13 protein-coding genes are annotated in these 12,944 nt (G+C 69.3%); 7 read left to right on the top strand and 6 right to left on the bottom strand.

Annotated elements, in window-relative coordinates:
- Positions 1–212 precede the first annotated feature (212 nt).
- Complete coding sequence (locus tag ACFXGN_RS28380; protein WP_384864593.1) at positions 213–743, bottom strand: RICIN domain-containing protein; 531 nt, start codon at positions 741–743, stop codon at positions 213–215.
- A gap of 103 nt (positions 744–846) precedes the next feature.
- Positions 847–1,233, bottom strand: a complete 387-nt coding sequence (locus ACFXGN_RS28375; RefSeq protein ID WP_384864592.1) for an RICIN domain-containing protein — start codon at positions 1,231–1,233, stop codon at positions 847–849.
- A gap of 442 nt (positions 1,234–1,675) precedes the next feature.
- Between ACFXGN_RS28375 and ACFXGN_RS28370 the strand changes: the two genes are divergently transcribed.
- The 5 genes from ACFXGN_RS28370 (at position 1,676) to ACFXGN_RS28350 (ending at position 5,246) form a co-directional block, all read left to right on the top strand.
- The gene (locus tag ACFXGN_RS28370; RefSeq protein ID WP_384864590.1) at positions 1,676–2,272 is read left to right on the top strand and encodes a hypothetical protein; all 597 of its coding nucleotides are present in this window, start codon (positions 1,676–1,678) and stop codon (positions 2,270–2,272) included.
- A 167-nt stretch (positions 2,273–2,439) separates the two neighbouring features.
- A complete protein-coding gene (locus tag ACFXGN_RS28365) occupies positions 2,440–2,844 on the top strand; it encodes a DUF6896 domain-containing protein (RefSeq protein WP_384864588.1) in 405 nt (134 codons plus the stop codon).
- Between the two features lie 243 nt (positions 2,845–3,087).
- Positions 3,088–3,243, top strand: a complete 156-nt coding sequence (locus ACFXGN_RS28360) for a hypothetical protein (RefSeq protein ID WP_384864586.1) — start codon at positions 3,088–3,090, stop codon at positions 3,241–3,243.
- Between the two features lie 10 nt (positions 3,244–3,253).
- The gene (locus ACFXGN_RS28355; RefSeq protein WP_384864584.1) at positions 3,254–4,447 is read left to right on the top strand and encodes a HEAT repeat domain-containing protein; all 1,194 of its coding nucleotides are present in this window, start codon (positions 3,254–3,256) and stop codon (positions 4,445–4,447) included.
- Between the two features lie 352 nt (positions 4,448–4,799).
- On the top strand, positions 4,800–5,246 hold the full coding sequence (locus tag ACFXGN_RS28350) for an HNH endonuclease family protein (RefSeq protein ID WP_384864582.1): 447 nt from the start codon (positions 4,800–4,802) through the stop codon (positions 5,244–5,246).
- Positions 5,247–5,701: 455 nt separating this feature from the next.
- On the opposite strand, the gene ACFXGN_RS28345 is transcribed toward ACFXGN_RS28350, so the two are convergent.
- A complete protein-coding gene (locus ACFXGN_RS28345) occupies positions 5,702–6,310 on the bottom strand; it encodes a hypothetical protein (protein WP_384864580.1) in 609 nt (202 codons plus the stop codon).
- 200 nt (positions 6,311–6,510) lie between these two features.
- The gene (locus tag ACFXGN_RS28340; RefSeq protein WP_384864579.1) at positions 6,511–7,326 is read right to left on the bottom strand and encodes a FadR/GntR family transcriptional regulator; all 816 of its coding nucleotides are present in this window, start codon (positions 7,324–7,326) and stop codon (positions 6,511–6,513) included.
- A 258-nt stretch (positions 7,327–7,584) separates the two neighbouring features.
- Here ACFXGN_RS28340 and ACFXGN_RS28335 point away from each other — a divergent pair, with 258 nt between their 5' ends.
- Together ACFXGN_RS28335 and ACFXGN_RS28330 are read left to right on the top strand one after the other, a co-directional pair.
- Complete coding sequence (locus ACFXGN_RS28335) at positions 7,585–8,553, top strand: hypothetical protein (RefSeq protein WP_384864578.1); 969 nt, start codon at positions 7,585–7,587, stop codon at positions 8,551–8,553.
- Positions 8,550–9,956 carry a cytochrome P450 gene (locus ACFXGN_RS28330; RefSeq protein ID WP_384864576.1) on the top strand — a complete coding sequence of 469 codons (1,407 nt, stop codon included), beginning with the start codon at positions 8,550–8,552 and terminating at the stop codon, positions 9,954–9,956. The genes ACFXGN_RS28335 and ACFXGN_RS28330 overlap by 4 nt, the downstream gene beginning before the upstream one ends.
- Positions 9,957–10,170: 214 nt before the next feature.
- On the opposite strand, the gene ACFXGN_RS28325 is transcribed toward ACFXGN_RS28330, so the two are convergent.
- Together ACFXGN_RS28325 and ACFXGN_RS28320 are read right to left on the bottom strand one after the other, a co-directional pair.
- Entirely contained in the window at positions 10,171–11,505 is a 1,335-nt protein-coding gene (locus ACFXGN_RS28325; RefSeq protein ID WP_384864574.1) for a cytochrome P450, read from the bottom strand.
- A complete protein-coding gene (locus ACFXGN_RS28320; RefSeq protein ID WP_384864572.1) occupies positions 11,502–12,908 on the bottom strand; it encodes a cytochrome P450 in 1,407 nt (468 codons plus the stop codon). Before ACFXGN_RS28320 ends, ACFXGN_RS28325 begins: the two co-directional genes overlap by 4 nt.
- Positions 12,909–12,944 lie beyond the last annotated feature (36 nt).

Here is a 12,944-nt window from a genome sequence, read left to right as displayed (position 1 = left end):
GTCTCATCAGCGATGGGCGGCCACACCCGCCGAGATCGCCCGCCGCGGGCCGAGGCTGTGCCCATCTTCCGGGCGGCGCGCTGCCTGCCGGGGGGCGTACTGCTCGGCCGGACCTGGTCTGGTCATGGGTAGTCGACCGGACCAGGCCGCCGAGAATCATTCAGAATGGTGTACGCGTCTACTGAACCCTCGGAGGGGACCTCCCGGGGTTCTCAGTTGTAGTACGTCCACTGCTGGTTCAGCGTTCCGTTGGTGCGCCACATGATCATCTGAGTGCCCGGCTGCTTCGACAGGCCGGGGGGCTCGACCGACATTCCCATATAATTCTCGAGGTTCCCGCCCAAGTGGGTTTTCGCGAGATACTGGGAGCTCGTGAAAGTGCAGTACCACATGATGACAGTTCCCGGGTTGTTCCCGTTGTAGGTGTCAACACAGGCATCCGATCCGAAGTTTTTCAATGCCTGGATCTGGAATACAGTGTCCGGAGAATTTCCCAGCTGCCACGTCCACCACTGGTTATTCTCCCCTGGATTACACACCTCCTGTGTCACCCAGGCTCCAGGACCGCCACCCGAACTGGCGTGGAGACACAGGCCAGAGTTCATATTCTTCAACATGAACCAATCGTTGGCTGCGGCCGGGCTGGCCGAGACCAGGTTCCCTCCAAGTACCGCGAGCAGCAGGGCACCGACAGCCGAGAAACGGCCGATGCGCACTCGTGCCATCATTCTTTCTTTACTCATGAATCCCCCTTGCGCGGACGGACTTGCCGCGCGGAGTAGTGTCACCGCATGTCTGGCCAGAGGGAGTCCGGAGTGATTCCGCCCTCGGGAGGCACCTCATGTTCTACTCCGCGCTCATCCGCCACCACTGCTGGTTCAGGGTGCCGTTCGCCCACCACATGATCAGCTGAGTGCCCGGCTGCTTCGACAGACCGGGCGGCTCCACGGCCTGCCCCGAGGGAACGGACAGGATCCCGTTCCGGCCATCGAAGAACTGCTGGCTCTGCCCTCCGTGACATCCCCACACAATCACGGTTCCAGGATTAGCCCCATTGTGAGCGTCGAGACAGTTCCCGAGCATGTTGTACATCACTACATTGCCGTTGACAAACGTATATGACCACCATTGTCCAGGCTCGTTCTGATTGCAGACTTCCTGGGTCACCCAGGCCCCGGCACCTCCACCTGAGCTGGCGTGCATGCACAGCCCGGAATTACGGTTCCCCGCCATGAACCAGGCAGAATTAGCCGAAGCCGGACCGGCGGACAGAAAGTTCGCCCCTATAAGAGCCAGCAGCAGGCCGCCTACCACTGAAGCACGGCCCCAGAGAGCTGATGAATTCCTTCTCGGACGCACAGGTCCCCCCTATTTTGAAATGTTGAGCCAGCGCGAACCGGCTAGTTGATCATGGATCACAATGCCACATCCCCCAGGCCCCTCCAACACCGATACCAGCCCGGCAAAGCCCTCCCGGTCCACCCAGCTCACCACCAGGACCCAGAGGAAAGGCCGCACGGCCTGTTCTGCCGGTGGCCTTCCCTATGCTCGGGACAGGAAGCAGCGAAAGGTCGTGGCCCGCTCAGACGGCTCGTTCGGCTGACGGCAACTGCTGGGTGATCGCCCGATCATGGTCAGTGCGCCAGGTCTACGATCCTCGCGGAGGGGAGGCGCCATGGAAGACGTTTTCGACATAGCCGGGAGACCACCGAGCGGCTGGATGCACGCCATCTTCCACGGAGGTCCGTACGGGGACGACGTGGGGCGATGCATTCCTGGACCTCCCGCGCCGGAGGTTCTCAAGGTGCCGCTGCCTGAGGGCGGCGAGCACGTGTACCGGCTTTGGAACGTGGGGTCGTGGTTGGATCCGAACGACCCCATCGCTGTCTACAACCTTGACGTGCCGCCCGCACCTCCCGGGCTCCTGACCGGTCAGGAAAGGATCTGGCTCAGGGAAGCGCAGATCCAACGCGGAGAAGATCCGGTCAGGCTTGTCGCGATGAACTCCCGCGGGAACATGGTGAAGCGACCCACCGAGTCCGCGATAGACACCATGCTCGCCGGCCTGAGACGCGGCGGTAACGAGCACATGGTTCTGCAGCGGCTGGACGACGAGATTCAAGGGGACTGGTACATCCAGGTCCTACTGTGCGACGACAGCACTTACGAACTGGAGTACCGCGCGGGTACTGAATCGGAGCACTACCAGTCGCGCACAGCCTCCCAGGACGAGGTCCGCGGCGCTTTGCTCGGCTGGGCACGGACGAGCTGAACTGGCAGAGCGCGTTCATCTGGAACAACGTCGGCCACCGCTTCCAAGCCCCCACTGAAGATCGCCCAGGCAGCTCGTAACTGATCGTTTCAGAATGCCGCCCTGCGGAGACGCTGGCAGCCCATGGAACAATCCCTTCAGCCACAGGCGCAGGGGGAGGACGTCGTATGGAACGGGTTGGGGATGCACGGGACCTCGTGCTTGGTTACGTCGACGCTTTGAACGCAGTTGGTGAGGCCGCGAGGGCGGCGATCCCGTCGCTTGAGCGACTGGCAGATGTCCTCGACCTGGTCCGTTCGCGCCGGGTCCTCAGCCGGAGTGGGCGCATCGACACCTACTCATACACGGTTCATGGTGCAGGGTGTCGCTTCGTCAGCGACAACGGCACGGAGGTTGATGTCGACTTCGCAGCCGACGGGAGCGAAATTTTCGACCTATGGAGGCTGCGCTGGTACGGGTTGAGCCTGTCGGAGCCTCTTGATGTCACGGATCAGGACCTGTGGACAGCGGTGCGGTCCTTGCAACCGTTTCTGACCGAGGTGCGACCGGGGTGGTTCAGCGTAGCCAGCTGACCGCTTCAGGAAGAGGTGTGCAGGCGGCGCAGGCATATGAGACTGCAGGCCAGTTCGAGCAGGCGACCGACGTCCTCACCACCCTCGCCGACCGCCACGCTCCCCAGGGCTGGGGCGTGAATACCAGCGCAGGCTGGCTGTTGCCCGGCCACCTGCCCGGCGCCCACGTTTCCGACGCCGTTCTCAGCCGACGCCTGGCCGCCCTTCACATCTCCAACCGGCCCGCCCCGGACCACTGCCCTGGTGGCACTCGCGTGCGACCTCCCGCCCGCGGTCCTCGGCCCGATGCTCGGAATCCACCCGATCACAGCCGCCCAGTGGCGCCGCCGCGCCGCCACCGACTGGACTGCCTACCTCCAAGCACGCCAGCTCGCCCTTACCACCGGGCCGCAGGGGTGATGCTGTCTGTGTGACGACACAGGATGAGCACCCTATCTTCGACCAGGCCGTGGGTGGCCGACTGCCTGATCCGCGTTCCGTGATCGAAGGCACCGACTGGGCCACGCTGGAGCACGCCTACGGGCCGGCGCACGACACCCCGCTTCGCCTGCTCCAGCTCCTGGACGATGACCCGGAAGTCCAAGCGGGAGCGCTGGGGCTGCTGGACATGTCTGTCCTACATCAGGAGTCCTTGTACAGCGCGACGGCGCCAGCCGCGTTGTACGTGGCTGCGATGTTGAACGACCCCCGCACTCTGGCCTGCCATGAGGACTACTCAACCTGGGATGACCGACCTCGGCCACTGCGCGCGGCTTTGCTGGAGTGGCTGGGCCAGATCGCGGATTCGGCAGCGTACGGCGAGACGATCGACGAGGAGGATGGCAACGATCCCGGCGTCACCGATTCGGTCCGCGCAGTCCGCGGCACGATCCACGACGCCGTCTCGGCCCACCTCCTGGCCCCGGATCCCACCGTTCGCGCGGCTGCCCTCGGCGCCACCTCCGCACTCCTCCACTCTCCCGAGCTGGCCAGGCGAATTCCCGGAACTACACAGACACTCCAGCAGCTGCTCGCGGAGAGCACCGACCGCCGTGAACGCGCCACCACCGTCCTGGCCATCGGCGCCTGGGGAGAGGACACCACCGGCTGGCTCACCGACCCCGACCCCGCCATCCGTGCCTGCGCCGCGCTGTCACCAGGATCCGCCGGGAACACGGTGGCGACACAGGAGCTCCTCCGAGCCCTGCTCACACCCGAGGCCATCGACTCCTGGTTCCTCGAACCCAGCGCCGCCGACCCTTGGGCCGGGGAGCCGCTGCCGCACGTCGAAGGTCGCCTGCGACATGCCCTTCTGTCCGAGGCCATCGAACGAGCTGCCGACTTCGAGGAGCTTCTGCCGGCCGCGATGGCTTCCGTACCGTTCTGTAGCAACCTCACCATCGCCGACGACTGGGGGCCGCTGCTCGCTGCGGCATTCCCTTCCGGCCACGAAGAGGGTGCCAAGCTGACTCCAGCCCAGCACCGTTACCTGGAAGCTCTCGCCGACCGTGACGTGTGCTGGCGATACACCCAGCACATCGCCCCATGGTTCGACGACATCGGACTTCCCGCGGACCGGAACGCCATCCGGGCGCTCCTGCCCGGGCCGCAGCCACACGAGTAGGGAGGCTGGCTCTGCCCCCTCCGACCTCTGGGAGAAGGACATCCTCACCCACCTCGCCTCCTCCTGCACCGACACCCCGGTCACCCTCGCCCGCTGACCCCAGCGGAACACCCTCAACCGACAGGGGAAGCCTCTGCGCTGGTGGCGGTTCGCCGTCGCCGCTCTCGCCGCCTTCGTCAGCCCCACCACCGCTTCGGCGACCGCCCTGCCGAGTTCGGTGGCGGCCCAGTTCACCCCGAACGTGCTGCCCGAGCCGCCGCCCGCCGATGTGGCGCGTACGCAGCTCGCCCAGCTCCCGGTCGAGGCGCCGCATGCGATGACCGGGTACAGCCGGGCGCGCTTCCCTCACTGGATGTCGCAGGGCGGGGCCTGCGACACCCGGGAGGTGGTGCTGAAGAGGGACGGCCAGGACGTCGTGCAGGACGCCGAGTGCCGTGCGGTGTCCGGTACCTGGTACAGCGAGTACGACGGCAAGACCCTCACCGCCTCGGGACAGGCCGACATCGACCACCTGGTCCCCCTGGCCGCCGCGTGGCGGGCGGGCGCCGACCTGTGGGACACGCCCCGGCGCAGGGCCTTCGCCAACGACCTCGTGCACTCGCAGCTGATCGCCGTTTCCGCCTCTTCGAACCGGGCGAAGGGCGACCAGACCCCTGACCCGTGGAAGCCGCCGCTCCAGTCGTACTGGTGCACCTACTCCCGGGCCTGGGTCAGCGTGAAGCACACCTACGCTCTGAACGTCACCGCCGCTGAGCAGGGCGCCCTGACCACCATGCTCAACACCTGTCCCACCAGCTGATGCCCGGCCCGGAACCGGCGGTGCTCGAGGACCAGGTCACCGCCGGGCCCGGTGGCGAATGCCGTTCTGGTCCACTGCCCCGAACTCGACGATCGCGGGACGACAGGGGGTATCGGCGGTGTCAGGGAGGGACGCGGCCGATCACCTTGGTGACGACGTCGGTGATCAGCGGGCCGCATCCGCCAGGTGCGCGGCCGGCGACTCGAGGGTGAAGTGTCGGCGAAGCTCCGCTGGAACCTGAACGCCGATCCTGCCGAGGCCAACGCCCTCCAGACGCTCGCCGACGAGTGTCCCGGCGCACTCGTCGACTACGAACCCGCCGCCTAGACATTGCCCTGGGAAATCCGTCCGGCCCGCACATGTTCGGGCCGGACGGAGGTACGACCGTCACCTGCGAACCGGCCGCTTCACCTCAGTGCCCACTCCGCTCGCGGGCCCTGGGAAACGGGGACCGATCAGCGGGGCCAGGTGAGGTGGTCGTAGTGCAGCAGGCGCGCCCGGGCGGCTTCCTCGGTCAGGCCGAGGTCCTGGGCAGTGACCGGCATCAGGCCGCCGCGTTCCTCGTGGGCGAGTGCGCGGGCGGCGAGCGGGGCGCGGGCGGCGACGATCGTCTCCAGCTCGTCGGACGCCCGCAGGACGAGGGCGAGCTCGTCGTTGTCCATCAGCTGCCCGATCCGCTCCCGGGTCCGCGCCAGCAGGACTGTCAGGTCGTCGGGGAGTCTGATCGCGCGGTCGGCGACGGCGTCGAGGTGGGCCGACCAGTCGCGGTACGGGCCTGAGACGTCGACGTCGTCCACGCCGTCGACGGGGGTGATCTCCCAGTCGATCGCGTACGCCGTGGTTCCGCGCCAGCCGCACGCGCACCGGCCCCGCATCGACGCCGCCGTCGGCCTGCCCAGCATCCCGTCGTGGACCCACCAGTCGGTCACCTGGTGAACGTGCCCGCCGCTGCCCATGTCGACGTAGACCGGGCCCGGCTCGCTCCCGTCCGCCAGCAGCACCCCGACCGTGCCCTCGTGCGACGCGAACCCCTCACGCACCCACCCACCGAGCTCCCCGAGCATGACGTCCTCCTCCGCCTCGGCACCAGAATCCGGCGGCTCGTCTTTCTGCTGCCGCCCGGACTCCACGATGGAGAAGGGCGGGCGGGCCCCGCAGCCGGATCGCGCATATTCCACTGGCAGGTGTAGTGCGAGCGGTGCCGCGCGCCCCTCCGAGCCGCCGACGGCTGACTCCCCGCGAACGGGTGCTGTTGTCGCGGCGGTCAGTACCCCGTCGGGCCCAGCCGTGTGGTGAAGATCCCGGCCAGCAGCCGCGCGTAGCGGGGGTCCAGTGCTTCGGCTTCCTTGGCCTGCAGGGTGGTGAAGGCCAGTTGGTGGGCGTGGTGGCCGTAGGCGTCGGCGGCCTGGGCGGCTTGTTCGGGGGACCGGCTTTCCAGGGCTTCGACGATCGCGATCCGGTCCTCGTGGAGTGCTCCGGCGACCCGGCGCCATTCGGAGAGCTGTCCGCCGCTCATCTCGGCGGCCAGTTCGATCTGTACGTCCACGAGGAGTCGGCACAGGGGGATGAGCAGCGCGTTGTGGGACATTGCGATCAGGCGTCGCAGATAGGTCCGCAGGTTTTCCTGGGTGCGGGCGACGTCGTCGATCATGGCCAGTTCCTCGGCGGCCTCGCGCAGGGCGGCGATCTCCTCGTCGCTCGCGTGCCGGGCGGCGAGCTGCGCGGCGTAGCGGGTCAGGGCGCCCAGGATGCCGAGGACGTCGGGGACTCCGGCGCCCTCCAGGCGTACCACCGAGGCGACGGACATGCCGATCATGGTGTCGGGTTCGGCGGTGACGAAGGTCCCGGAGCCGTGACGGACGCGGAGCAGCCCGGTGGCGGACAGGACGCGGACCGCCTCGCGGACGGTGGCGCCGCTGACGCCGTACTCGTCCGCCAGTTCCCGCTCGGCCGGGAGCCGGGAGCCGTCCGGGAGTTCTCCGCTGAGGATGCGCTCGCGCAAGTCTTCCACGATGTGGTCGGCGATTCTGCCGCGGGCGACCCGGCGGCCGCCCCCGCTGTCCGAGGTGTCGTGTGCCATGGCCGTCTCTCCCGCTGCCTGCTGTCGGATCTCCGGATCTCAGAGTAACCTCGACACCAAGTCACCTAGTGACTTGGTGTCGAGGGGCGGGATCACCCGTTCGTGTGAATTGCAGAGTGGTGGTCGAGCCCGTGGTTTCAGAAGAGGCGAAAGGAGCCGGCAGTGACCGCTCTTGTTCTTCCGTCCCTGGCCTATCCCTTTGATGTGCGCATCGGTCCGCTCGCGGAGTGGGCCGACGCGGGATCACATGAGTGGGGGATGAGGCAGGGGATTTTCTGTCTGGGCGATGCGGTCGAGTTCCGGGACATCCGGGTGGGTCTGCTCGCCGCGTCGACCGCTCCCCGTGCGACGGAGCGGGGTCTGAGGCTGCTGGCCGACTGGCAGTTGTGGCTGTTCGCTTTCGACGACGGCTTCTGTGACGAGTCGGAGGACGGGGCCCGTCCCGAGGCGATGACCCGGCGGGTGGCTGGCCTCCTCGGCGCCCTGGACGGGTCCCCGGCGGCACCGCCCCCCGGTGAGACGCTCCAGCAACGTGCTCCCGCCAGTGGGGAGACGGCCGAGGAGTTGTTCCGGAGGGCGCTGGGAGAACTCTCCGGCCGTCTGGAGCGGTGCACGCTGGGGCTCCAGCGGGCCCGCTTCCACGCCGCGGTCCAGGGGTACTTCTTCGCCCAGTGCTGGGAGGCCGCCCTCCGGGCGGAGGCCGGGCACGGTGGTGCTCCGCCGCATCCCGCCGAGTATGTGCGGATGCGCCGCCACAGCGGCGCCGTACGGACCTGTATCGCGCTGAGCGACGTGGCCGACGGCTACGTCCTCCCCGCCGAGGACTACGACGATCCGCAGGTCGTGGCCCTGACGGACCTGGCGGTCGATGTGGCCTGCTGGGCCAATGACATCGTCTCCTACCCCAAGGAGGTGGCCAGGAGCCGGATCGTGCACAGCCTCCCCGCTGCCCTGGGGCACTGGGGGCGCATGGACCCGCAGGAGGCGTTGGACGAGGCGGGCCGGATGCACGACCGGCAGGTGGAGCGGTATCTCGCCGCCGAGAAGCCCGTCCGCGCCCGAGCGGCGGAGCCCCTGCTGCGCTATCTCGACAATCTGCGGTCCTGGATGAGCGGCAATGTGAGCTGGTCCCGGGAGACCGGCCGCTACCCCGGATTCGCGGCGGCCCGCCCGCTCGCCACCGAGGGCGCCGGGACGGGTCCAGGCGTGGGAAGGCAGGCCCTGTGACCGAAACACCGTTCCTTCCAGGCAGCACGGCACCGACACTCAGGGGCTGGCCCCTGGCCGGACACGCCGTCCCGCTGATCCGCGATCCCCTCGGCTTCATCACCTCGCTGCGCGACCGCGGTGATCTGGTGGCCTTCCGGCTCGGCCCACTGACGATGTACGCGGTCAACTCGCCCGAGCTGCTGCACGAGCTGCTGGTGGTGAAGGCGTCCTCGTTCGACAAGGGACGGCAGTTCGACAAGCTGCGTCCCTGGTGGGGCGATGGTCTGGCCACCAACTCCGACCACGCCTCCCACCGGCGCCAGCGACGGCTGATGCAGCCCGCCTTCCACCGCCGTCAGATCACCGCGTACATCGACGAGATGCGCGAGGTCACCGAAGAACAGATCGACGCCTGGCCCACCGGCCGGACCCTCGCCCTGGACGAGGAGCTGTACGGGCTCACCCTCGCCGTCACCCTGCGGAACCTGTTCTCCACCGGCCTCGACGACAACGCCCTCACCCGTCTCAGCACCTCGCTCCAGACCGTCCTGGACGGGGTGCTGTGGCGATGCCTCGACACCACCGACCTGGTGGAAAAGCTTCCGCTCCCCACCAACCGCCGCTTCTCCGCCGCGGTGGAGAGCATGCACGCCACCGTCGACGAGGTCATCGACCGGCACCGGGCCGACGGCGGCGACCTGCTGTCGATGCTGAAGCAGGCCCGCGACCCCGACACCGGCGAAGCCATGTCGCGCCGGCAGATCCACGACGAGGTCATCACCCTCCTCATCACCGGCTCCGAGACCACCCGCGCCACCCTCGGCTGGGCCTGCCTCGAACTGAGCCGCAACCCCGGCATCCAGCGCCGTATGCAGGAGGAAGTGGACACCGTCCTGGCCGGAGAGCCCGTGCGGGCCGATCACCTGGAGCAGCTCCCCTACACCCGGGCCGTCGTCGCCGAGACCCTGCGAGCCCATCCGGTGGTCTGGCTGCTGACCCGCCGCGCGGTCACCGATGTCACCCTCGGCCCCTACCGCATCCCCGCCGGCGCCGCCGTCTGCTACTCCCCGTACGCACTGCACCACGACCCCGCCCACTACCCCGACCCGGACCGCTTCGACCCCGGCCGCTTCACCGGCGGAGCGGCGGAGGCCGCCCCCGCCTGCCCGGCGGACGGCAACCCCACGGCCCGGGAGCGCTCGCGCCGCCCCCGCGACACCAACCTCGCCTTCGGCGCCGGCACCCGCGCCTGCATCGGCGAACCCCTGGCCTGGGCCCACACCATCGTCATCCTCGCCACGCTCGCCCAGCGCCGGACCCTGACCCTCGCCCCCGGCACCCGGGTCCGCCCCGCCGCCCGCATGCTCCTCACCCCCGACTGCCTCCCCATCACCGCCCGGCCCCGACACGTCGACCGCTGACCGGAGGACCCGTGCCCTACCCTCCGACCCGACCCGCCCCGCCCCGCCTGTCGACGGCACCGGATGCCTCCTCCACCAGCAGACCGACCACCTCCGCGGCGAAGGACCCGCGACCTGCGTCACACTCCCGCAGCCTCCCGGGGCTGGACGGTGACTTCGGCTTCTGGCCCGCCGCCGACCCGGCCCCACCGGCCGCTGACACCAGGGTCGTCCGTCAGAGGAGCTTCCGGGCGCGGAGGCGTACGGGCATGGAGCGCGCGCTCATCGTGGCCCGCGGGAGCGGCCGGACCGGTGCGGTGCCGGCCGGGGTGAGGTGCCAGCGCGCGGCGACGGCGGCCAGCGCGAGCGAGGCCCCGGTCATCCCGAAGAACCGGCCGATGCAGGTACGGGTGCCCGCGCCGAAGGGGACATAGCCGCCCCTGGGCAGATCGGTGGTGCGGCGGTCCAGCCAGCGGCCGGGGTCGAAGCGTTCCGGGTCCGGGTAGAGGTCGGCACGCCGGTGCATCAGATACGGGCTGCACACCAGCGTGGCCCCGGCGGGCAGCCGCACACCGGCGAGTTCCGTCGCGGCGACGGTGGTGCGGGTGAACATCCACGCCGACGGATACAGGCGCAGTGTCTCGGTCAGGACGCGCTGGACCGTGTCCAGCCGGTCCAGGTCCTCGTACCGGACGGGCCGCCCGCCGAGCACGGTGTCGACCTCGTCGTGGAGCTGCCGCTGAGTCTCCGGGTGGGTGGCCACGAGATACAGGGCCCAGGCCAGAGTGCTGGCGGTGGTGTCGACGCCGGCGATCAGGAGGTTGAAGACCTGGTCATGGATCTCGTCGGGGGTCAGGGGGTGGCCGGAAGGGTTCCGGGCGGCCAGCAGGGTGGGGATCAGATCGTCGGGTCCTCCCGCGTCCGGTGCGGCGACGAGGGCGGAGACGGTCCGCCGGATGTGCGTGCGGGCCCTGCGGTAGCGGCGGTCACCGGGGCCGGGCAGCCTGCCCGGGAGAGCGGACGGCCAGGTCATCCGCCGTAACAGCCCGGTCAGGAAGTCGTCGAAGGAGCGGGTGAGCTGCTGGAGTTCCTGCTCCCGCAGGCCGGGGAAGAGGGCTCTGGCGGTGGCGCGGGCGCCGATCGACGCGGCCTCGGGGACCAGGTCCAGCACCTGACCGTCGTGCCAGGGAGCGATGGACCGGTTGATCTGATCGTTCATGACGGCGGCGTGGACGGGAAGGTGCGCGCGGCGGAAGGTGGGCCAGATCAGTTCGCGTTGCGCGGGGTGTTCGCTGTTGCGGCAGGTGATGATGCCGTTTCCGGCTTCCCTGCGGGTCCTGTCGTAGATGACCCCGCCCTTCTCGAACGCCGCGACATCGGACAGGACCCGGTGCAGCAGTTCCGGGTCGCAGACGGCCCAGGCGCGGACCGGCCCCAGCCGTACCTGGACCAGGTCCCCGTGGGCGGGCAGGGACGCGAGGAACCCCGCCGGGTCACGGGCCAGCCGCAGCACGTGCCCGAGCAGGGGCAAGTTTCCCGGGACGGGGGTGCCGGGCCGTGTCTTCGTCATACGGAACCCCCGATGGGCGAGTCGGTACCGCCAGGGCCCGGCGGGGCGATGGGGACGGAACGGGCACCGGCCCGCATGGTCAGGCCCCGCGGGTGCAGCTCCCCGCCCAGGGACGGCGTGATCTTCTGCCCGGCCGGAGAGGCCAGGTGCCAGCGGCTGGTGATGGTCGCCAGGGCGAGGATCGTGTCGTTGAGGCCGTAGCCGTAGCCGATGCACTTACGGGCGCCGCCCCCGAAGGGGATGTACGCGTGCCGGGGTGGCTCGGACAGCCACCGGTCCGGGTCGAAACGGTCCGGCCGGGGGAACAGATCACCCCGCCGGTGCAGCAGATAGGAGCTGTAGATGACGGAGGTCCCGCGCGGGAGATGGTGTCCTCCCAGCTCGGTGTCCCGGGTGACATGGCGCATCATCATCCAGGAGGGGGACCAGACCCGCAGGGTCTCGCTGATGACGCGTCCCGTCAGCTCCAGACGCGGAAGATCGGCATGAGCCGCCGGGCGGCCGTCCAGGACCGTGTCGACTTCCCGGTGCAGCCTCGCGGCCACCTCCGGGTTCTGATCCAGCAGGTGCAGCGCCCAGGCGAGGGTGGCGGCGCTGATGGCGACACCACCGAGGAAGAGCGTCATCAGATTGTCGGTGATCTCGCTCTCGGCGTCCGTACCGTCCCCGGGTGGGCCCGCCTGCGCGTAGGCGTCCAGCACGGCCGACGCCAGACTGCCGGACGCCTCTTCTCCCGAGTCGCGGGCATAGCGGGCGGTGCCCTCGGCGAAGGTACGCCGCAGCCGCGCGCATGCCTGGGCGTAGCGGCGGTTGCCGAGGACCGGGAGACGCGCGAGCCAGTCGGGCATGAGCATCCGCCGGTACACGCCGGCGGCGAAGGTGAGGGTGTCCTCGATGATGTGCCGCTGCTCGACGGGGGAGAGCATCCCGGAGAACATGGCCGTCGCCAGGGACCCGGCGGTGAGACCGGTCATCCCGGCGACCACGTCCACCTCCTGGCCGTCCCGCCAGCCCCGGGTCATCGCATCGGTCCGAGCGGTGATCGCGGCGGCGTAGCCGGGCAGCCGGTCGGGATGGAACACCGGCTGGATCAGCCGGCGCTGCCGCTGGTGTGCCGCGTGCGGGCAGGTCAGCAGGCCGCCGCCGATACCTTCACGTACACGCCGGTAGAACGGCCCTCCCTTGTCGAAGGTGCGGGTGTCCACCAGCACGTCCCGGGTCAGGAGCGGGTCGCAGACGATGACCGCGCTGACCGGGCCGAGACGGACCCGGACCAGATCGCCGTACCGGGGCAGCGAGGACACGAACCGCAGCGGGTCGCGGACGAGGGGCACGATGTGACCGAGCAGCGGAAGGGCTCGCGGCGCCTCGGGGATCGGCAGGGTTGGTACTGCCTTGTCCATGGTTCCTCCACGGGAGCGGAAACAGGAGCTGTGCGG

It is taken from the genome of Streptomyces sp. NPDC059247, assembly GCF_042754005.1.
Taxonomy (GTDB): Bacteria; Actinomycetota; Actinomycetes; order Streptomycetales; family Streptomycetaceae; genus Streptomyces.
The sequence above is the reverse complement of the archived record's forward strand: the minus strand, read 5'-3'. Positions and strand labels throughout refer to the sequence as shown.

Excerpts from the sequence above, each read along its gene's own strand:
- ACFXGN_RS28380 (WP_384864593.1), bottom strand. The coding sequence starts at position 743 with ATGAGTAAAGAAAGAATGATGGCACGAGTGCGCATCGGCCGTTTCTCG.
- ACFXGN_RS28375 (WP_384864592.1), bottom strand. The coding sequence starts at position 1,233 with ATGGCGGGGAACCGTAATTCCGGGCTGTGCATGCACGCCAGCTCAGGT.
- ACFXGN_RS28370 (WP_384864590.1), top strand. The coding sequence starts at position 1,676 with ATGGAAGACGTTTTCGACATAGCCGGGAGACCACCGAGCGGCTGGATG.
- ACFXGN_RS28365 (WP_384864588.1), top strand. The coding sequence starts at position 2,440 with ATGGAACGGGTTGGGGATGCACGGGACCTCGTGCTTGGTTACGTCGAC.
- ACFXGN_RS28350 (WP_384864582.1), top strand. The coding sequence starts at position 4,800 with ATGTCGCAGGGCGGGGCCTGCGACACCCGGGAGGTGGTGCTGAAGAGG.
- ACFXGN_RS28345 (WP_384864580.1), bottom strand. The coding sequence starts at position 6,310 with ATGCTCGGGGAGCTCGGTGGGTGGGTGCGTGAGGGGTTCGCGTCGCAC.
- ACFXGN_RS28340 (WP_384864579.1), bottom strand. The coding sequence starts at position 7,326 with ATGGCACACGACACCTCGGACAGCGGGGGCGGCCGCCGGGTCGCCCGC.
- ACFXGN_RS28335 (WP_384864578.1), top strand. The coding sequence starts at position 7,585 with ATGAGGCAGGGGATTTTCTGTCTGGGCGATGCGGTCGAGTTCCGGGAC.
- ACFXGN_RS28325 (WP_384864574.1), bottom strand. The coding sequence starts at position 11,505 with ATGACGAAGACACGGCCCGGCACCCCCGTCCCGGGAAACTTGCCCCTG.
- ACFXGN_RS28320 (WP_384864572.1), bottom strand. The coding sequence starts at position 12,908 with ATGGACAAGGCAGTACCAACCCTGCCGATCCCCGAGGCGCCGCGAGCC.